At 72.3% G+C, this 19859-nt stretch carries 17 protein-coding genes; 13 read left to right on the forward strand and 4 right to left on the reverse strand.

Annotation, left to right across the window (positions count from 1 at the left end; all coding sequences use genetic code 11):
• Positions 1–17: 17 nt before the first annotated feature.
• Together ACIQWX_RS17150 and ACIQWX_RS17155 are read right to left on the reverse strand one after the other, a co-directional pair.
• Positions 18–2309, reverse strand: coding sequence for a PQQ-dependent sugar dehydrogenase (locus ACIQWX_RS17150; protein ID WP_400871281.1), 2292 nt, complete (start codon positions 2307–2309; stop codon positions 18–20).
• 92 nt (positions 2310–2401) lie between these two features.
• Positions 2402–3025 carry a TetR/AcrR family transcriptional regulator gene (locus ACIQWX_RS17155; protein WP_400871284.1) on the reverse strand — a complete coding sequence of 208 codons (624 nt, stop codon included), beginning with the start codon at positions 3023–3025 and terminating at the stop codon, positions 2402–2404.
• Positions 3026–3103: 78 nt separating this feature from the next.
• On the opposite strand from ACIQWX_RS17155, the gene ACIQWX_RS17160 reads away from it, so the two are divergent.
• Entirely contained in the window at positions 3104–3940 is an 837-nt protein-coding gene (locus tag ACIQWX_RS17160; RefSeq protein WP_400871287.1) for an NAD(P)H-binding protein, read from the forward strand.
• Between the two features lie 256 nt (positions 3941–4196).
• Positions 4197–5015, forward strand: a complete 819-nt coding sequence (locus tag ACIQWX_RS17165; protein ID WP_400871290.1) for a hypothetical protein — start codon at positions 4197–4199, stop codon at positions 5013–5015.
• Between the two features lie 4 nt (positions 5016–5019).
• On the opposite strand, the gene ACIQWX_RS17170 is transcribed toward ACIQWX_RS17165, so the two are convergent.
• The gene (locus ACIQWX_RS17170) at positions 5020–5877 is read right to left on the reverse strand and encodes an alpha/beta hydrolase fold domain-containing protein (RefSeq protein ID WP_400871293.1); all 858 of its coding nucleotides are present in this window, start codon (positions 5875–5877) and stop codon (positions 5020–5022) included.
• A gap of 335 nt (positions 5878–6212) precedes the next feature.
• Between ACIQWX_RS17170 and ACIQWX_RS17175 the strand changes: the two genes are divergently transcribed.
• The 11 genes from ACIQWX_RS17175 to ACIQWX_RS17225 are packed head-to-tail and all read left to right on the forward strand — an operon-like array spanning position 6213 to position 18826.
• The gene (locus ACIQWX_RS17175) at positions 6213–7217 is read left to right on the forward strand and encodes a LacI family DNA-binding transcriptional regulator (protein WP_400871296.1); all 1005 of its coding nucleotides are present in this window, start codon (positions 6213–6215) and stop codon (positions 7215–7217) included.
• A complete protein-coding gene (locus ACIQWX_RS17180; protein WP_400871299.1) occupies positions 7214–8158 on the forward strand; it encodes a carbohydrate ABC transporter permease in 945 nt (314 codons plus the stop codon). Before ACIQWX_RS17175 ends, ACIQWX_RS17180 begins: the two co-directional genes overlap by 4 nt.
• Positions 8158–8985 (forward strand): carbohydrate ABC transporter permease, encoded by an 828-nt coding sequence (locus ACIQWX_RS17185; RefSeq protein WP_400871302.1) that lies wholly within the window; start codon positions 8158–8160, stop codon positions 8983–8985. Before ACIQWX_RS17180 ends, ACIQWX_RS17185 begins: the two co-directional genes overlap by 1 nt.
• A 32-nt stretch (positions 8986–9017) precedes the next feature.
• Positions 9018–10298: an ABC transporter substrate-binding protein gene (locus ACIQWX_RS17190; RefSeq protein WP_400871305.1), complete on the forward strand. Its 1281-nt coding sequence runs from the start codon at positions 9018–9020 to the stop codon at positions 10296–10298.
• A gap of 13 nt (positions 10299–10311) precedes the next feature.
• Positions 10312–11466, forward strand: a complete 1155-nt coding sequence (locus ACIQWX_RS17195; protein ID WP_400871308.1) for an ADP-ribosylglycohydrolase family protein — start codon at positions 10312–10314, stop codon at positions 11464–11466.
• A complete protein-coding gene (locus ACIQWX_RS17200; RefSeq protein WP_400871311.1) occupies positions 11463–12755 on the forward strand; it encodes an ADP-ribosylglycohydrolase family protein in 1293 nt (430 codons plus the stop codon). The genes ACIQWX_RS17195 and ACIQWX_RS17200 overlap by 4 nt, the downstream gene beginning before the upstream one ends.
• Positions 12752–13690, forward strand: a complete 939-nt coding sequence (locus ACIQWX_RS17205) for a ribokinase (protein WP_400871314.1) — start codon at positions 12752–12754, stop codon at positions 13688–13690. Before ACIQWX_RS17200 ends, ACIQWX_RS17205 begins: the two co-directional genes overlap by 4 nt.
• Positions 13687–15534 carry a formylglycine-generating enzyme family protein gene (locus ACIQWX_RS17210; RefSeq protein WP_400871317.1) on the forward strand — a complete coding sequence of 616 codons (1848 nt, stop codon included), beginning with the start codon at positions 13687–13689 and terminating at the stop codon, positions 15532–15534. The genes ACIQWX_RS17205 and ACIQWX_RS17210 overlap by 4 nt, the downstream gene beginning before the upstream one ends.
• On the forward strand, positions 15531–16739 hold the full coding sequence (locus tag ACIQWX_RS17215; RefSeq protein ID WP_400871319.1) for a CaiB/BaiF CoA transferase family protein: 1209 nt from the start codon (positions 15531–15533) through the stop codon (positions 16737–16739). Before ACIQWX_RS17210 ends, ACIQWX_RS17215 begins: the two co-directional genes overlap by 4 nt.
• Positions 16736–17551: an HpcH/HpaI aldolase/citrate lyase family protein gene (locus tag ACIQWX_RS17220; protein WP_400871322.1), complete on the forward strand. Its 816-nt coding sequence runs from the start codon at positions 16736–16738 to the stop codon at positions 17549–17551. The genes ACIQWX_RS17215 and ACIQWX_RS17220 overlap by 4 nt, the downstream gene beginning before the upstream one ends.
• A gap of 48 nt (positions 17552–17599) precedes the next feature.
• Entirely contained in the window at positions 17600–18826 is a 1227-nt protein-coding gene (locus tag ACIQWX_RS17225; RefSeq protein ID WP_400871325.1) for a hypothetical protein, read from the forward strand.
• Here the strand turns inward: ACIQWX_RS17225 and ACIQWX_RS17230 are convergent.
• Entirely contained in the window at positions 18823–19791 is a 969-nt protein-coding gene (locus ACIQWX_RS17230; protein WP_400871328.1) for a DUF5937 family protein, read from the reverse strand. The two genes, ACIQWX_RS17225 and ACIQWX_RS17230, sit on opposite strands and share 4 nt — an antisense overlap.
• Positions 19792–19859: the final 68 nt, after the last annotated feature.

Raw genomic sequence — 19859 nt, forward strand, 5'->3', positions numbered from 1 at the left:
GGGGCCGGGTCACCCGCTCAGCAGGGCTGCAGCAGCCAGCAGAGCCGGTACTTCGCCTGGTAGGTGGCGGAAGCCGCCGGGGCGACGATGTTCTGCGTCCGCGGCCCGCCGTGCGCCCAGCTCGAGAAGGCGTACTTGAGGTTGAGCGGCGGCAGGTTCTGCGGGCTGTCCGCGCTGATCGAGTTCGTCGAACCGGCGATCACCGTCCGGGAGAACGGCGTCCGCTGCTGCGTCCCGCCGACCGTCAGCAGCGCTTGGTTCGGGCTGGACGTGAAGTTCAGCGTCACCGTCTTCGGCTGCAGGTCGATCGTCTTGGACCCGGTGCGGCCCGTCGAGTCCGTCGCCGTCACCGTGAGCTGCAGGTACGACGGGTACTCGTGGTCCGGCGCGACGAACGTGCCCGCCGCGACGCCCGGGAAGTCCTGGACGTTGTGCGTGTGGCAGGTGCCGTTGGCCGCGCAGTGCCGGATCGCGAGCCGCCACGACAGCGCCGAGGGCGGCAGCTCGCCGTCCTGGGCGTCGATCGCGCGGCCGGAGAAGGCGACGGTCTGGCCGACCGACCAGGTCAGCGACGCGGCGGGGGCGTCGACGACCGGGACCGGGTCGAGCCCGGCCGGGGTCCCGACGGTCACGCGAACCGTGGTGGCCGCCGTCGCGCCGTGGGAGTCGGTCACGCGCAGCCCGGCGTCGACCGCGGCCGCCGTGGTGTAGGTCCACGTGGGCCGGGCGGCCGCCGAGTCGTCGTACGCGCCGTCGCCGTCGAGGTCCCAGGCGTAGGACAGCACGTCCCCGGCGTCCGGATCGGTGGACCCGGTGCCGTCGAACTGCACGGCCAGCGGCGCGGCGCCGCTCGACGGGGTCGCCGTGGCGGCGGCGACCGGCGGCCGGTTGGTGCCGCCGGGGTAGCTCACGCGACGCAGCTCGCCGCTGCCCAGCGCGACGTAGAACACGTCGCCACCGGGGCCGGTGAGGACCTGCACCGGTGCGTTCGCGCCGGTCACGAACGGCTCCAGGAGGCTCGGGCTGGGCTGGCCGTTCGCCGTCCGCATCGCCCAGATGCACCCGCGTGAGGAGTCGGCGAAGAACAGCGCACCGGCGTACGCGGCGGGGTAGTTGCTGCCCGACTCGAAGGCGATCCCGCTGATCGACGAGCCGCCGGTCGGGCACGGGTCGCCCGCGACGACCTTGGCGTTGTGGTTGTAGGCGTAGAACGGCGCGGTCTGGCCGCCGGAGCTGTACAGGGACTCGCAGCGGTCGAGGTTGGCGCCGTCGTAGCCGGCCTGGTGGGCGGTGCCTTCGAAGCACGGCCAGCCGAAGTTCTCCGCCACCGCGTCGCCCGCGTTCGCCACCCGGTTGATCTCTTCCCAGGTGTTCCAGCCGACGTCGCCGGCCCACAGTTCGCCGGTGCCCGGCCGGAAGCCGAACCGGAACTGGTTGCGCGCGCCGTAGGCGATCACGCGGCGGGCGTTGGCGTCGGAGCTGCTCGCGAAGGGGTTGCCGGGCAGGCCGTCGCCGGTGTCGGGGTCGATGCGCAGCAGCGTGCCGTTGAGCAGCACGGGCTGCCCGGCCGCGCGGCGCGGGGACTGCGACCGCAGCGCGCCGCCTTCCGCGTTCGGCGGGGCGAGGTTCGTCCCGGCCGGGGACGGCGGGTCGGCGCAGGGGTTGCCGGTCTGGCCGTAGTCGGCGTAGTTGAAGCTGGCGCCGTCGCCGCCGCCCGCGTAGAGGGCGCCGTCCGGGCCGAAGGCCAGCGAGCCCACCGAGTGGCTGGGGAACTGCTGGCACCAGCCGGTCACCAGGGGCTTCTCGCTGACGGCGGTGCCGTCCGGGCCCATGGTGAGCCGGGAGACCCGGCCGGTGACCACGCAGCCCTGGTCGGTCGCGCCCGGCGGCGTCGGGCAGGCGTCGCCCCACCGCGCTGCGGTGCCGCCGGGCACGGCGTCGAGCGTGTAGGAGACGTAGACGTACGGCCGGGCGGGGAACGCCGGGTCGACGGCCAGCCCGAGCAGGCCGCGGTCCCAGAAGTCCTGGGTCTGCGTCCGCAGGTCGGCGAACACCGTCGCCGTCGGGTCGGCCAGGGAGTCGAAGACCTTGACCAGGCCGCTCTTTTCGGCGACGAAGACGCGGCCGTCAGGGGCGAACGCCGCGGCGGTCGGCGACGTCAGGCCGCCGATCGCGACGGTGTCGGCGAAGCCGGTGGGCACCGCGGCGGCGGGGGCCGCGACGGCCACCGCCAGTGCGCCGGCGAGCGGCACGACGACCGCCGCGGCCAGCGCACGGCGCGATCTTCGGGGGAACGGGAAACGCAGCATGCGGACTCCTGGGGTGCGGGGACCGGACCGTCCCCTATGGCGCCGGAAATCCGATAGTTGTTACATCCGGACGGAAAATGCACTCGAACCGCTCAGCCGCGGCCGAGCCACTCCTCCAGCAGGGCGTGCTCGGCGCCGGTGAGCATCGACAGGTCCGGTGGGGCGGCCGGCGGGGCCGGCGCGTCGGTCAGGATCCGGCCGGCCACGGCTTCGTACATCGCGTCGGCGAGGCCCTCGGTGGACCCGGCCAGCAGGGTGAGCACCGCGCCGGTGCCTGCCGCGTGGATCAGTTCGACCGCGAGGGGTTCGGGGACGCGGAGCCGGCCGCTCTCCGCGACCCGGTGCACGCGGGCGCGAAGGACCGCGAGCCCGGCTTCGGCCGCCGGGGACGTCCGGCCCGGCGTCACGAGCAGGCCGAACAGGGCCGGGTTGGCCAGGCCGAAGCCGAGGTGGGCGGTCCAGCCGGCGCGGAGGTCGTCGACGGGGTCGCTGTCCTCGTCGGGTGTCTTCTCGCGGACGTAGGCGGCGAAGACGTGCTCGGCGACGGCGTCGAGCAGCGCGTCCTTGTCCTCGAAGAACCGGTAGAGCGCGGGGGCCTGCAGGCCGGCGGCCTGGGCGACCGCGCGGGTGGTGAGCGCGGCCGCGCCTTCGTCGTGCAGGAGCCGCGCGGCCGTCTCGAGGATGTGCGCCCGCGTTTCGCTCCGGTCCTTCGCCATGGTTCCGATGGTAACTCAAGCTTGCTATCGATGATGCTAACGTGGTTAGTATCAGTGGTAACCAAGGAAGGGGCGACCATGATCGTGATCACCGGGGGAACCGGCAAGCTGGGCTCGCGGATCGTCGAGGAGCTGCTCCGGCGGGTGCCGGCCGAGGAGGTCGGCGTGAGCGTGCGGGAGCCCGGCCGGGCCGATGGCCTCGCCGGCCGCGGCGTGCGGGTCCGGCGCGGCGACTTCGCCGATCCGGACTCGCTTGCTCATGCGTTCGAGGGCGCTTCGCAGGTCCTCGTCGTCTCGACGGACGAATCGGGGGAGACGGCCGTCCGCCGTCATGTCGCGGCCATCGATGCCGCGCGGGACGCGGGTGCGAAGCGCGTTCTCTACACGAGTCACCAAGGTGCGGCCGGGGACTCGCTGTTCGCGCCGATGCCCGACCACGCCGCGACCGAACGGCACCTGACGGGCGGGCCGTTCACCGCGCTGCGCAACGGTTTCTACGCCAGCACCGTGCCGCTGCTCGTCGGTCAGGCCCGGGAAACCGGTGAGCTGGTCGCGCCCGCCGACGGGCCGGTGTCGTGGACCGCGCACGCCGATCTCGCCGAAGCGGCGGCGATCATCCTGGCCGAGGAGCGGTTCGACGGGGTGACACCGCCGTTGACCGCGCCGGTCGCGTACGACCTGGCGGACGTCGCGACCATGCTGAGCGAGCTGTGCGGGCGCCCGATCCGCCGCGTGGTCGTGGATGACGAGGAATGGGTGGCGGGGTTGCTCGGGCACGGGGTCCCGGAAGGCCGGGCGACGTTGCTGCTCGGCATGTTCCGGGCGGCTCGCCGGGGCGAGTTCGCCGTCACCGGTCCGGAGCTGGAAGAGCTGCTCGGGCGGCCCGCGACGCCGTTGCGGACTTTGCTGAAGTGATCACTGTGCGCGCCGGGTCGCTCACCATTTGTTCCGCGGTGGACCATAGCGACCGCGGCATGTAAAGAATTTGTGAGAGAATGAGCGGGCGAAGTGGCCGGTCCGGTTGTTTCCGGATCCGGCCGCCGCGCGGAAAGCCTTTTCGGGCAAGCAGATCCTGCCCGAAAAGGCGCCCCAATCGCCCTGGCGCCGTTTTCCGTTTTCGGACATCCTGAATACGCCGATATTCGCCGATCCACGATTCCGAGGCGATCCGATGCGTATCATGTACGACGCGGTCACCGCGCGAAACATCTTGAAGAAGGACCGGCGGCCCGTGCTCGTGGCCGGGTACATCGACCGGATCAAGCTCGCACCGTGGACCGCCGCGGACTGGGCCCTGTTCCCGGACGCGCTGAAGGTGGAGATCGTCAAGAAGGCGTCGACCAACGACGGGCACGTCCTCGACGTCGAGCCGGGCGACGCCACGCCCGCCGAGGCGCCGGGCTGGGCCCGGATGCGGCGCCGGTCGGGGTTCGCGCACCCGGTCATCTACTGCAACCGGTCGACCTGGCCGAAGGTGAAGGCCGCGTTCAAGGACCAGGGCGTCGAGCCGCCGCTGTACTGGATCGCCACGGCCACCGGCAAACCCGAAATCCCCGCCGGCGCGATCGCCGCGCAGTACCTGCTCGACGTCGCGCCCGGCATCGACATCTCCGTCGTGGCCGACCACTGGCCCGGCGTGGACTCGCCGGCGTCGCTGACCACCGAACCGGAAGTGGAGCTCATGGAACGCATCACCGTCACCCCGCCCAACGCCGGGCAGAACACCGTGCGGCTGAACCTGTCCGGCAGCGCCGGCGCCGCCATCGTCGTCCGCCCCCGGATCAACCGCGACGGCGTGTCGAAGCCGATGTGGGTCGGCAACATCTTCGCGTGGGGCTCCGACCGGACGGGCGTCGGCCACAACCCGAAGACCGACCCGAACTACGACGACCGGCTGACGTCCCACCGCCGCTTCGCGTTGCCGGGCGCGGTGTGGGCCGACCTCGAGTACAGCGCCGCGGAGGCGTTCGACATCGACGTGGTCGGTTGAGTGCTCATCCGGTGGGCGAGGCGCCGCGCAAGTGGTTGCGCAGGAAGGCGATCCCGGCGTCGGTGACCTGTTCGAGTTTTCGTTCGCCGTAGAAGTGGCCCGCGCCGTCGAGGCGGATCAGGTCGGCGTCGGCGCCCGCGCGCCAGTAGGCGGCGACCAGTGCTTCGCTGTGGGCGATCGGGATGCCGGCGTCGTCGGTGCCGTGGGCCAGCAACAGCGGCGCCGCGGTCGCCGACGCGTGCAGCAGCGGGCTCGCCGTCGGGCCGGGGAACCAGTCGTGCGGGTCGTGCCCGCTGCTGTGCAACACCGAATCCGGCGGTGGCGGCGGAATGCGCGTGAAGTCCGTCGGCGCGCTCCACGCGATCGCCGCGCCGAGCCGGCTCGACGGGCCCGTGATCCCGAGGTCGCCTTCGAAGGCCGGATCGTCGGCGGTCACCGCCAGCATGGCCGCGAGGTAGCCACCCGCCGAATGTCCCCACGCCGCCACGCGGCCGGCGTCGAGCTCCAGCTCGGCCGCGTGGTGGCGGACCCAGCGGACCGCGGCCTTGACGTCGTGCACCTGCGCGGGGAACGGGGCCTCCCGCCCGTGCCGGTACTGCGCCCGCGCGACGGCGAACCCGGCCGCCACCAACCGGTCCGTGACCCGGTCGCCCAGTCGGCTGTGCTTGTGCGACCCGGCCGCCGGCGCGCCGCCGTAGAGGTAGACCACCACGGGGTGGCTGCCACCGGTGGCCGGGACGACGAGGTCCAGCAGCAGCGGCCGGTAGCCGGCGAGGGGAGCGACGAGTGCGTCCCGATAGGACACTCGCGTCCCGGTCCGGTCGGCCCGGGGGAGGGTGAGCGGGGCACGGGAAGTGAGCACGCGACCACTATCGGGGCATACCGGGCACCGCGGCCAGCCGTATCAGGATGCGGGAGAGGCCGCGGGCGGCGCCGATCCGCGCCGCGCCCGTGTGCGCCGGTGAGTCGCGGCCCGGCCGCGCGCTGCCGCCCTGCGAGTCGGGAGCCTGCCGCCTGAGTGTCGCGCGTGCCGCAAGCCCGCCCGCGCCCGCCGCAGTAACCATCTGCGCGCTCTCCGTGCCGTGTTGACACATCCGCCAACCGGGTGCCACTATCAGGATTAATCCGATTGGAAACGTTTCCAACACCGTCTTCCGCACTTGGAAACGTTTCCAAACCCGCACCCCGAGGTAGCCGATGACGTCAACACGGGCCACGCTGCTCCAGGTCGCCGAGCGGGCCGGGGTCTCCCTGGCCTCGACCTCGCGCGCCCTGCACGGGACCGGGGCCAGCCCGGCCATGGTCGAGCGCGTCCGCGCCGCCGCCGTCGAGCTCGGCTACAGCGCCGATGCCATCGGGCGGTCGTTGCGGCTGAAGAAGACCTTCCAGGTCGCCTTCGCCGTCGCCGACATCGGGAACCCCGTCTACGTCGAAATGATGCGGGCCATCCACGAAGTCCTCGCGCCGCACGGGTACCGGGTCGTCGTCATGTCCACCGGGGACACCGCCACCTCGACCACCGAGCTCGTGCGCAGCCTCAACAGCGGCTTCGTCGACGGCATGGTCGTCAGCCCGCTGCGCACCGACGACCGGCTGATCGAGGAAATCCAGCAGGCCCCCGTCCCGGTCGTGGTGATCGGGCGGGCGCTGGACGACCGCGGCATCAGCTCCGTCTCCACGGACTCCGCCGGCGGGATCGGCGCGGCCGTCCGGCACCTGCACGCCCTCGGGCGCCGTCGCGTGGGGTTCCTCAACGGCCCGCTCGACACCACCCCCGGCGCCGCCCGCCAGCGCGGGTTCGACGCCGCCACCCGGGAAACCGCCTTCGAGCGCGTCGACCAGGAGGTCGCCGCCGACTTCACCGTCACCGCCGGGCTCGAAGCCGCGCGGAAGCTGCTGGCCCGCGAACGCCTCGACGCCGTCGTCGCCGCGAACGACCTGCTCGCCATCGGGGCCATCCGCGCGGTGCGGGAAACCGGCCGGTCGGTGCCCGGCGACGTCGCGATCACCGGCATGGACGACACCGAGCTCGGCCGGGTCTTCCAGCCCAGCCTGACCAGCGTGTCCCTCGGCTCGACCGAACGCGGCCGCGCGGCCGCGCGGATCATGCTGCAGCTCGCCGACGACCCGGGCCACGACGCGCAGCAGATCGCGGTCGGCCCGGAACTGATGGTGCGCGAGTCGACCGGAGGTGCGCGATGACGGCGACCCTGACCCGCCCGGCGCCGCCGGCCGGGAAGAAGAAGCCCGTGCTGGCCCGCACGCGGCGGCGCGAGGCGATCGCGCTGGTCCTGCCGTCGCTGATCCCGATCCTCGTGCTCAGCGTCGCCCCGCTCGTCGTCGGGATCTTCCTCGCCTTCACCGACGCGCGGCTCGTCCGCCACCCGGACTACGGCTTCGCCGGCGTCGACAACTTCACGAAGCTGGCCGACAACAGCCTGTTCTGGGACTCGCTGCGGATCGGGATGATCTGGACCGTCGGCGTCACGCTGCTGCAGCTGGCCGCGGCGATGGGCCTCGCGCTGCTGCTCAACTCCGGCCTGAAACTGCAGGGCCTGACGCGGGTGCTCGCGCTCGTGCCGTGGGCGATGCCCCCGGTCGTCGTGGCGATCATGTGGCAGATGATCTACTCGGCCAACGGCGGCCCGCTCAACGCCGTCCTCGGCAGCGTCGGCCTGCCCGACGACATCAACTGGCTCGGCGACTTCTCGGTCGCGCTGCCCGCGGTGATCGTCGTCGGGGTCTGGGTCGGCATGCCGCAGACGACGGTGACGCTCCTGGCCGGCCTGCAGCAGATCCCGGCCGAGCTGCACGAAGCCGCGTCGGTCGACGGTGCGGGCGCGTGGCGGCGGTTCACCGCGGTGACCTGGCCGAGCCTGCGCCCGATCGTCACGTCGATCACGTCGCTGAACTTCATCTGGAACTTCAACTCGTTCTCGTTGGTCTACGTCCTCACCGCGGGCGGGCCGGGCGGCAAGACGATGGTGCCGGTGCTGTTCATCTACCTGGAAGCCTTCAAGAACCGCGAAATCGGCTACGCCGCCGCGATGGGTCTGGTGCTCGTCGTCGTGGTCGTGCTCATCCTCGCCGTCTACCTGCGGTCGCAGTTCCGCGACGACCGCGCCACCGGAAAGGGGCGCTGATGCGGGTTCTCGTGCGCCCGGCGCAGTACGTCGCCCTCGCGCTGTACATCCTGTTCCTCGGTTTCCCGTTGCTGTGGCTGATTTCCGCGTCGGTCAAGTCGTCGGGCGAGCTGAACTCGCTGACGGTCAGCCTGCTGCCGAGCGAGTGGCACTGGGACAACTACACCGAGGCGCTGAACAAGCAGGGCCTGGTCCGGTCCGCGGCGAACAGCCTGATCGTCGCGCTCGCCTCCACCGCGCTGTCGGTCGTGATCGCCGTGCCCGCGGCCTACGTCCTCGCGCGGCTCAAGGGGAAGGTGCGCGCCGCCGGCGTCGGCTGGATCCTGGTCAGCCAGGTGTTCCCGGTCGTGCTGATCATCCTGCCGCTGTTCCTGATCCTGCGGACGCTCGGGCTGGCCGACAACCTCGCCGGCCTGACGCTGGTGCACACGACGTACATGCTGCCGTTCGCGCTCTGGATGCTGCAGGGGTACGTCTCCGCGATCCCGGTGGAACTCGAAGAAGCGGGCGCGATGGACGGCGCGAGCCGGCTGACCGTGCTGCGCACCATCGTGTTCCCGCTGCTCATGCCGGGTGTCGTCGCGACCGCGATGTTCAGCTTCGTCTCGTCGTGGAACGAGTTCTTCTTCGCGCTCGTGCTGTTGCAGTCGCCGGAGAACTACACGCTGCCCATCACGCTCAACATGTTCGTCGGCGGTGAGGGCAAGGTCGCCCTCGGCCCGCTCGCCGCGGGCGCCGTGCTCGCCGCCGTCCCCAGCATCGTCTTCTTCGGCATCCTGCGCCGGAAGCTCACCAGCGGCCTGATGGCCGGGGCGGTGAAGGGATGAACCCCACCAAGGAACACTCGAAAGGTCGGTCGATGAAGACACGACGCATGATCGCCGCCGCCGCACTGACGGTCGCCGGCCTGCTGCTCGCCGCCTGCGGGAGCAGCGGAAGCGGGGACAGCGGGAACGGGCCCGTCACCCTCACCTTCCAGTCCCTTTCGGACCAGCCCGCCGCCATCGCCGCGACGCAGAAGATCGTGGGCGACTGGAACAAGGCGCACCCGGACGTGCAGGTCAATATCGTCCAGGCGGGCTGGGACGGCGTCTACGACAAGCTGATCACCCAGTTCAACGCGGGCACCGCGCCGGACATCGTGCACTACGAGGCGGCCGGGATCGCGCCCTTCGCGACCGACGGCTACCTCGCGGACCTGTCGCAGTACCTGCCGGAGCAGAAGCGCGCGGACATCCCGAAGGGCGTCCTGGACTCGGTGACCGTCGACGGCAAGGTGATCGCCGTCCCGACCGAGCTGCAGTCCTATGTGGTCTTCGCGAACAAGACCCAGCTGCAGCAGGCCGGTGTCACGATCCCGACCGGCGCCACGATGTCCTGGGACCAGCTGCGCGACATCGCGAAGGCGACCACGAAGGACGGCAAGTTCGGCCTCGGCTGGGGCCTGTCGAGCCCGACGGCGGCGTTCGTCGCGCTGGCGCCCGGGTTCGGCGGGAAGTACTTCGACGGCACCGGCGACAAGGCGCAGCTCAGCGTCGGCCAGGGCGAGCAGGCGCTGCCGCAGCTCGTCGACGCCATGGCGCACCAGGACCACTCGATCCTCCCGGTCACGCTGACGCAGTCCGGCACCAAGGCGCTCGCGCCGTTCTACGCGGGCCAGATCGCGATGACCGTGCAGGGTTCCTACCAGGCGGCCAACATCGCGAAGGACGCGCCGAAGGGCTTCGACTGGGTCGTGCTGCCGCCGCTGGCCGGCTCGGCCGGGCCGGCGCAGGCCGCGAACCCGCAGACGCTGTCGGTCAACAAGGACTCCGGGCACGTCAAGGAAGCCGCCGAGTTCGTCGACTTCTTCACCGGCACCGAAAACCTCGCCGCGATCAACGAGGCCGACGCGCTGATCCCGCCGACGACGTCCGCGCGGCAGGCGCTGACCACCAAGCTCGGCGGGAAGAACGGCTGGAAGGAAATCCTCGCGTCGGGGGAGTACCTGACCTCGGCCCCCTACTTGTTCGCCGGCAAGTACGCGCAGTGGAAGGACACCGTCGCGACCCCGGCGTACCAGCAGTTCCTCGGCCAGAAGATCGACGCCGCCGGCCTCGCGAAGCAGCTCGAAGACGGCTGGAAGAGCGTCAGCAAATGACAGGAGCGGATTCTTGAGCTGGCTGGAAGACCGGGCCGTCGCGGTGATCACCGGTGCGGCCGTCGGGGACGCCCTCGGCGGCGCCACCGAAGGGTGGACCCCGGAGCAGATCGAAGAGCGGCACGGCGGCCGGGTGACCGGTGTCGTCGGGCCGTGGTACCCCGACTGGCGGACGGCGCGGCCCATCGCGCCGTACCACAAGGGCGACGGGCACATCACCGACGACACCCTCATGACGCGGGCGCTCGTCGAGGTGTACGCGAAGCGCCGCGCGCACCTCGACGCGTACGCGATGGCCGAAGACCTGGTGCCGCTGATGATCGGCGAGCCGCGCTGGGTGCCGGAGCTGGAGTCGACCGCGTTGCTGCTGCAGCGGGTCTTCCTGGCGGAGAAGTGGATCGTCGCGAGACTCCACTACGGACACGTCGACCCGCGCGAAGCCGGGGTGGGCAACGTGGTCAACTGCGGCGCGGCGATGTACGTCGCCCCGGTGGGGGTCGTCAACGCGGGTGACCCGCGGGCGGCGTACGCCGAGGCGATCGACCTCACCGGCGCGCACCAGTCCAGCTACGGCCGCGAGGCGGCGGGTGTGCTGGCCGCGATGGTGGCGGCCGCGGTCGTCCCGGGTGCGTCGCTCGACGACGTCGTCAAGGCCGCGCTGGACGTGGCCCACGACGGGACCGCGGCGGCGTTGCGCGCGGTCGTGGAGACGTTCGGTGGCCGGTCCGTTCCCCCGGCCACCGACGGGGAAGAACGCGCGCTGGCGGCTCTCGTCCGCGAGACCGTCGCGCCGTTCGACTCGGTCGGGCCGCACTACCGGGAGATGTCGATGGACGCCCGGCGCCCGTCGCGGACCAAGTCCATCGAGGAGCTGCCGGCCGCGCTGGCGTTCGTCCTCGCGCACCGGGGCGACTTCCGGGGCGCGGTGCTCGCCGCCGTCAACTACGGCCGGGACGCCGACTCGATCGCGGTGATGGCGGGCGCGGTGTGCGCCGGCCTCGGCGGGACGGCGGTCGTGCCCGCGGAGTGGGTCGACGAGATCGGCGACGCCAGCCGGATGGACCTGCGGGAGACCGGGCACCTGCTGGCTTCGGCGGCGACGGACATCCTGAAGGCCGACCGCGAGCGGGCCGCGGCCCGGGCGGAGTTCCTGGAGGGGACGGCGTGAGGCTGACCTGGGCCCAGCCGGAGGACCTGCTCCCGCACGAGCTGGTGCAGTCGGCCGCGGAGGGCCGGGACGTCACGGCGGTGCGGGACCGGTGGATCGCGGCGGGAGGTTCGCCGACGCCTGCGGTGAGCGGAGCGGGGCCCGCGATGCCTTCGCTGCGGTCCCTCGCGCGGGAGTTGCTGGACTCGCTGGACGCCCCGCCCGCCGACCCTTCGTGGGACTCGCTCTCGCTGCCGCCCGCGGCGTCGCTGCCTCGCGGGTCCCGAGGGCGGGAACTGGCGGCGTGGACCGGCCGGGCCGCGGGCTGCCTGCTCGGCAAGCCGGTGGAGAAGATCCCGCGGGAGGGCATCGAGGAGATCCTGCGGGCGACCGGCCGCTGGCCGTTGACCGGGTGGTTCACGGCGGTCGGGTTGCCGTCCGAGGTCGCTTCGAAGTGGCCGTGGAACCGCCGCTCGGCGCCGACGTCCCTGGAAGAGAACATCGACGGGATGCCCGAGGACGACGACCTCAACTACCCGATGCTCGCGTTGTCGTTGCTGGAGACGCACGGCCGCGCGTTCACGACGGAGGACGTCGGGCAGCTGTGGCTGGACAACCTGCCGGCCGGGCGGGTGTTCACGGCGGAGCGGGCGGCGTACCGGAACTTGCTCGACGCGAGGCCGGACACCGCGACGTTCCGGAACCCGTTCCGGGAGTGGATCGGTGCGTTGATCCGCGCGGACGTGTTCGGCTGGGTGTCGCCGGGTGACGTGGTTTCGGCGGCGCGTCTGGCGTGGACGGACGCGCGGTTGAGCCACACGCGCAACGGGGTGTACGGCGCAATGTGGGCGGCGGCTCTGGCGTCGGCGGCGATGGTGTGCGACACGGTGGACGAGGTGCTGGACGCGGCTTCGACGGTGCTGCCGGTCGGTTGTGAGTTGGCGACGGCGGTCCACTTCGGACGCTCGGCGGCTACGTCGGGGGATGTCGCTGATGGACTCGATCGGTTGCACGAGGCTTACGGGCACCTGCATTGGGTGCACGTGCTGAACAACGCGGCGGTGATCGCTTACGCGCTCGCCGCGGGTGGCGGGGAGTTCGGGCGGAGTGTTTCGATCGCGGTGACGGCGGGCTGGGACACGGACTCCGCGGCCGCGACGGTCGGGGGAGTGGTCGGCGCGGTGAGCGGAGTGGACGAGTACTGGGCCAAGCCGCTCGACGGCCGGATCGCGACTTCGTTGCCGGGCGGGGAGAGGCGGATCGCGGACTTGGCGGCCCGCACGGCGGCGCTCGCGGAGGGTGCACGATGACCGGCCGGCCAGTACCCGAAGACCGGACCGCACCCGGCGCTCCGGAGGGTGCCGACCCCACTGCCGTCGGGCGGGTTGTCGTTGTCGGATCGGCCAATGTCGACCTCGCCGTCGATGTGCCTCGCCCACCCAGAGCCGGGGAAACCATCCTCGGCGACCGGCTCCGCCGCAGCCCTGGCGGCAAAGGCGCCAACCAGGCCGTCGCCGCCGCGCTCGCCGGGGGTGCCGATACCACCTTCGTCGGCGCACTCGGCGAAGACGAAGGTGCCGATCTCCTGCTCGTCTCCCTCGGCGGCGCCGGCGTCCGGACCGATCTCGTCGAACGGGCCGACGCACCCACCGGCACCGCCTTCATCACCGTCGCTCCCGACGGCGAAAACGCCATCGTCGTCGCCCCCGGTGCGAACGAGCACGTCAAGATCGGTGCCGCGCAGGCCGAGCGGATCGCCGAGGCCGAGGTCGTGCTCGCCCAGCTGGAAATTCCGCTCGACGTGGTGGCCGCGGCCGCCGCGGCCAGGAAAACCGGAGCCCTGATGGTCCTCAACGCCGCGCCGTCGCGGGACCTCCCCGACTCGCTCTGGGAAGTCCTCGATCTGCTCGTGGTCAACGAGCACGAAGCCGCCGACCTCGCCGGCGAGCCCGAGAGGCTGCTCGAACGCGTACCCGCCGTCGTCGTCACCCTCGGCGGCGAAGGGTGTGTTGTCCTGCAAAAGGATCGCGACCCCGTGCGCATCCCCGGCGTCCGCGTCGACGTCGTCGACACCACCGGTGCCGGCGACACCTTCTGCGGTGTGCTCGCGGCCGCGCTGGCCCGCGGCGAAGACCTCCCCGGGGCCGCCAGACGCGCCACGGCGGCCGGGGCGCTCGCCGTCACCCGGCCCGGTGCCCAAGCCGCCGTTCCCACCGAAGCCGAGGTCGCGGGGAAGACGTCATGACCTACCAGTTCGACCCGCTCGTCCCGCGGCCGATCGACCGGCCCACCGAGGTCGGCGGCCCACTGTCCGAACTGGACGACGCCAAGATCTTCGCCGCACCCGCCGACGCCGCGGACCGCCCGGCGTGGCGCGCGAAACTCCGTGAATGGCGCGAGGACGCCCGAAGCCGGCACGGCTACACCGGCGCGGCCTACGACCGTCCACAGTCGGCTTGGGCCACGACCTGCTACACCGTCGCCCAGGTCTGGCTCTGGGACGAACTCCTCTACTCCTTCGAGAACCGCGTGTTCACCCCGGACCGCTTCCTCGCCGACGCCCGCGACCGCTTCGGCGGCCTTGACGCCGTCGTGCTCTGGCACGCCTACCCGGTGATCGGCCTCGACGACCGCAACCAGTGGGACTTCTACCGCGACGTCCCCGGGCTCACCGACCTCATCGCGACCCTGCACGACGAGGGCCTGCACGTCTTCGTCGACTACAACCCCTGGGACGTCGGCACCCGCCGCGGCGAAGACGACCTGACCGAGCTGGCTGCCCTCGTCAAGGACCTGGAGGCGGACGGCGTCTTCCTCGACACGCTCAAGAAGGCCGAGCCGGACTTCGTCGACCGCCTCGAAGCCGCCCGGCCCGGCATCGTCCTCGAAGGCGAGTCCAAGCTCCCGGTCGAGCGCATCGAGGACCACACCGCGTCGTGGGCCCAGTTCTTCGCCGACTCGCCCGTGCCCGGTGTCCTGCGCGCCCACTGGTACGAGCGCCGCCACATGCAGCACCACGTCCGCCGCTGGCACCGCGACCACAGCGAGGAACTCCAGTCCGCGTGGCTCAACGGCGTCGGCGTCATGGTCTGGGAGGTCGTCTTCGGGGTGTGGGTCGGCTGGTCGCCGCGCGACGCCGCGACCGTCCGCCGGATGGTCACGCTCCAGCGCGCGGCGAAGGATCTGCTCCTCGACGGCGAGTGGACACCCCTCGCCGAACTGCCGGCCGAAGCGGAAGCCGCGGGTGTGTACGCGTCCAAGTGGGAGCTGGACGGCCGGACACTGTGGACTCTCGTCAACCGCGGCGACACCGACTACCACGGCCCGCTGCCCGGCACCGACCTCCTGGGTGGGGTGCCGGCCCGGGGCATCGGTGCCACCGTCGACGGGTGGCACCCGGACCTCCCCGACCTGCCCTACAACCCGGACGCCCGCTTCCCGCACCGGCTCGCCACCCGGATAGGTCCACAAAGGACTACCGGAAAGCCCGACGGCGACGTCATCACAGTCCCCCAAGGACCGTACGTGCTGACCGTCCGCTACCGCGCCCGCGAGACCGGCATGTACCAGGGAGCGCCCTATGTGGACGAATGGAAACCGCTGCCACCGCGCCTGCACGACGCCCGCACCCTGCAGCGCGAAGGCGAACTGACCACCGCAGTGGCCGTGGCGGCCACCGAGGTGACCAACGCGCAGTTCGCGGAGTTCGCGGCCGCCACCGGCCACGACTGGACCCCGAAGGGCGGTCCGGACGAACCCGCCACCCACGTCGACCTCGACGACGCCCGCGCGTACTGCGCGTGGCGCGGCGGCCGCCTGCCCACGGAAGACGAATGGCAGCTGGCGGGGGACAAGCTCCGCCGCGGCACTCCCGTTGTCTGGAACTGGACCGAAAGCGAACACTCCGACGGCCGCACGCGCTTCGTGATGCTCAAGGGCGGCAGCGACTACCGCGCCGAAGGCTCCGAGTGGTACGTCGAAGGCGGCGTCAAGGACCCGGACTACACCGTGAAGCTCCTCCTGCCCGGCCTGGGACTCGCGCGGAGCGCGACGGTCGGCTTCCGCTGCGCGTGGGAGGTGCCGTCATGACCGTCTCCCGTGACCCCTCGGCCGGGGCGCTGGCCGGGCTGCGCGTAGTCGACGCGTCCACGCTCTTCGCCGGCCCGATGGCCGCGATGCACCTGGGCGACATGGGCGCCGACGTCGTCAAGGTCGAACACCCGCGCAAGCCCGACCCGTCGCGCACCCACGGCGCCGCGAAGGACGGCGTCAACCTGTGGTGGAAGACGCTGGGCCGCAACAAGCGCACGGTGACCGCCGACCTCGGCAGCGGCGGCGGCCGCGAGGTGTTCCTCGCGCTGGCCGCCACGGCCGACGTCGTGATCGAGAACTTCCGCCCGGGCACCCTCGAACGCTGGGGCCTCGGCTACGACGAGCTGGCGAGCCGGAACCCGAAGCTCGTGCTCGCCCGCGTCACCGGGTTCGGGCAGCTCGGCCCGTACCGGTCCCGGCCCGGCTTCGGCACGCTCGCCGAAGCGATGAGCGGGTTCGCGGCCACCACCGGGGAGCCGGACGGGCCGCCGACGCTGCCGCCGTTCGGGCTCGCCGACGGCGTCGCGTCGCTGGCCACGGCCTACGCGATCATGGTCGCGCTGGCCGCGCGGGCGAACACCGGACGCGGCCAGGTCGTCGACACCGCCATCATCGAGCCGATGCTGGCCATGCTCGGCCCGCAGATCACGCGCTGGGACCAGCTGCGCACCGTCCAGCCGCGCACCGGCAACCGGTCGACCAACAACGCGCCGCGCAACACCTACCGGACCGCCGACGGCCAGTGGGTCGCGGTGTCGACGTCGGCCCAGTCGATCGCCGAACGCGTGGTCCGGATGGTCGGCCGCCCGGACCTGGTGGACGAGCCGTGGTTCGCCAGCGGGGCCGAGCGGGCCCGGCACGCCGACGAACTCGACGAAGCCGTCGGCAAGTGGATCGGGCAGCGGACGCGCGACGACGTCGTGGCCGCGTTCGAGGAGGCGCAGGCGGCGGTCGCGCCGATCTACGACGCCGCCGACATCGTCGCGGACCCGCAGTTCCGGGCGCTCGGCACGATCCACGAGATCGAGGACGCCGACCTCGGCCCGATGCTGATGCAGGGGCCGCTGTTCCGGCTGTCCGGCCACGACGGGGTCATCGGCCACACCGGCCGTCCGCACGGCGCCGACACCGACGCCGTCCTGGAGGAGCTGGGGTTCTCCCCGGAACGCGTCGCCGAACTGCGCGAGCGGGGTGCGGTGTGAGCCCGCCGCTGACGTTCCTCTACACGCCGGCCGACCGCCCGGACCGGGTGGCGAAGGCCCTCGAATCGGCCGCCGACGTCGTGCTCGTGGACCTCGAGGACGCGGTCGCCCCGGCCCGCAAGGACGAAGCGCGGGCCAACGCCGTGAAGCTGCTGGCCGAGGTGTCCCGGCCGGTGCAGGTGCGCGTCAACCACCCGAGCACGCCGTGGCACGACGCCGACCTCGACGCGGTCGCGCGCCTGCCGCTCCCGGTCGGCGTGCGGCTGCCGAAGGTCGAGACACCGGAGGAGGTCCTGGCGGTCGAAGCCGTGCTGCCGGGCCGGGCACTGCACCCGCTGATCGAGTCGGCGCTCGGCGTCGAACGGGCGCTGGCGATCGCGACGGCGTCGCCGCGGATCGCGTCGATCGGGCTCGGCGAGGCCGATCTGCGGTCCGACCTCGGCGTGGCCGACGACGCCGGGCTGACGTGGGCGCGCAGCCGGGTGATCGTCGCGGCCCGGGCGGCCCGGCTCGCGCCGCCCGCGATGTCCGCCTACGCGAACGTCCGCGACCTCGACGGGCTCGCGGCGTCGTGCCGGGCCGGCCGCGCGCTCGGCTTCCGCGGTCGCACTGCGATCCACCCGGTCCAGCTGGACACGATCCGGGCGGCGTTCCTGCCGACGCGTGAGGAGGTTTCGCGTGCCCGTGAGGTGATCGCGCGGGTCGCCGGCGCGACGGCCGCCGGGGTCGGCGCGATCGCGTTGCCGGACGGGACGTTCCTCGACGTCGCCATGGTGGAGCAGGCGCGGACGGTGCTGTCGCTGGCCGATTAGTACGGGCGTTGTACGAATTTTGGATTCCCGTGTGGCGCACTGCCGCCCATGCGAACTCCGAAAGTGCTCCTCATCGCACTGGCCGTGGTGGCCGGCGCATTGGCCTTACCCGGGACGGCGAGCGCCGCCTACAGCGACCCGCTCACCACGACGACCAAGCAGAACCTCGTCTGGCACGCCACGCCGGCCGCCGCGCTGACGGCGCTCGACAACGCGCTGCCGAACGTCAGCCTCAACACCGTCGTCAACGACCCCAGCTACGCGATGACCGGCTGCACGAGCGCCGAGAAGGCCGCGCTGCCCAAGGCGCCCGCGGCCACGAAGTCGCTGTGCTGGGACGCCGAACGCGCGGGCAGCACGAGCTGGGTCCCGCAGGGCATCACGACCTCCGGCGACGCCGACGACGACGGCATGTGGGGCGCGGACAAGATCATCCTGTCCGGCTGGCACGGCACCGACGCGCTCGGCCGCTACAACGACGCGCGGATCCAGGCCGTCAACTACAACGATCCCGCGTCGGCCGCGCACCGGATGATGTACCTGGCGGTGCCGAACAACACCGGCAGCAGCTTCACCGCCGCGCAGGCCCACATGGGCGGGATGGCCTGGTACGGCGACAAGATCTACGTCACCGCCGTCGGGAACACCTCGACCGCGATCCGGGTGTTCAGCACCAAGCACATCCTGCAGCTGACCGACACGACGTCCGACGCGATCGGCAAGACCTCCGGCGGGTATGCGGCGTACACGTACAAGTACGCGATGATGCAGGTCGGCTACTACACCTACGCCGGCGGCACGTGCAGCATGGCGTCCGACACCGGGGTGCCGTGCTTCTCCTCGCTGTCGCTGGACCGCAGCACGAGCCCGGCCTCGATCGTGACGACGGAGTACTTCTCCGACCAGAGCCTCCACGGCCGCCTCTACCGCTTCCCGATGGGCGCGGACTACCTGCTGACCGGGACCGCGTCCGAGGCGTTCCGCAGCTACGTGGGCAACATGCAGGGCGTGCTCTCCCACGACGGCAAGTGGTACGTGGCCCACAGCTCGGCGACGATCAACGGCCAGCTCTGGGCCCAGACGACGGCGGCGAGCACGTCGGCGACCTGCGGCTCCACGACCGCGTGCTGGGCGATCCACCCGGAGGGGCTGACGTACGACTGGTCGACGGGGCTGGTGTGGTCGCAGTCGGAGTGGTCGACGGCGGACTGCGCCGCGAAGAGCCAGGTCTGCGGCCGGTCGGTGTTCGCGGTCCCGCTGACCTCGCTGGGCTAACCGCCGAGCAGGGACGTTCCGAGCGCCGTGGTCAGGTACAGCACCCGGCGTCCGGATCGTTCCCCTTCCACCAGGCCGTTTTCCCGCAGCACGGCCAGGTGCTGGGACACCGCGCTGGGCGTCACGCCGAGCGCGCGGGCCAGCTCGGTCGTCGTGGCGGGGGAGCGCAGGGCTTCGAGGAGCCCGGCCCGCGCGCGGCCGAGCAGCCGGACCGTGCCGCCCGGCGGGGGCCGCGTCCCGGCGGTCCACAGGGCGCCGCGGCCGCGGGCCGGGTAGCGGACCGTCGTCTGCGTGGACGTGTTCCGCTTGACCAGGACGTGGGGGCAGCCGAGCACGACGGGGATGAGCACCAGCCCGCCGGGACCCCGGTTCACCGGCCGGTCGCCGGTCAGCAGCAGCCCGCCGTCGCGCCAGCGCAGGTCCGGGTGCAGGCCGTCGAACAGCTTCGCCGCGCCGCCCGAGGCGAGCACCCGGGCGCGGTGGGCGACGTCGGCGTCGAGGACGGCCCGGATCCGCGGCCAGTGCGGGGCGATCAGGCGGTCGTGCGCCTCCCGCAGTTCGCCGGCGATCACCTTCAGCCCCGCCGGCGGCCGCTCGGCGAGTTCGGCGGTCGTCCCGCGCAGGTCCGTGCCGAAGACCCGGCCGAGGCTGCGCCGGACCTGCCGCGCGGTCGTCCGCCGCAGCGCCGCCAGATCGTCCTCTATGGACGGACCGGAGCCGCGGGGCGCGGGGACCAGGAACTCCGGCCAGTTCGGCCGGTCGTTGACGATCAGCGGCCACGTCCAGGGCAGGTCCAGCGGTACGCGGGCGAGCTCGTCCGACGCCCAGCGCAGCCACGGCAGGACGCTCGGCTGCCGCTCGTACCCGCCCAGCTGCCGAAGGCACGCGACCGTCTCCGACAGCGGCGAGATCGCGACGCGCGTCGCCGCCAGCTCCGCGACGCCGAGTTCGATCGTCAGGGCCATGCGCCCGAGTATGTAGCACCGGGCTAAACAGTGTCCCGGTCCGCGGCCGGGCCCCCAGGATTTCCGGC

This window comes from Amycolatopsis sp. NPDC098790 (assembly GCF_044759945.1).
In the GTDB taxonomy this organism is placed as follows: domain Bacteria; phylum Actinomycetota; class Actinomycetes; order Mycobacteriales; family Pseudonocardiaceae; genus Amycolatopsis.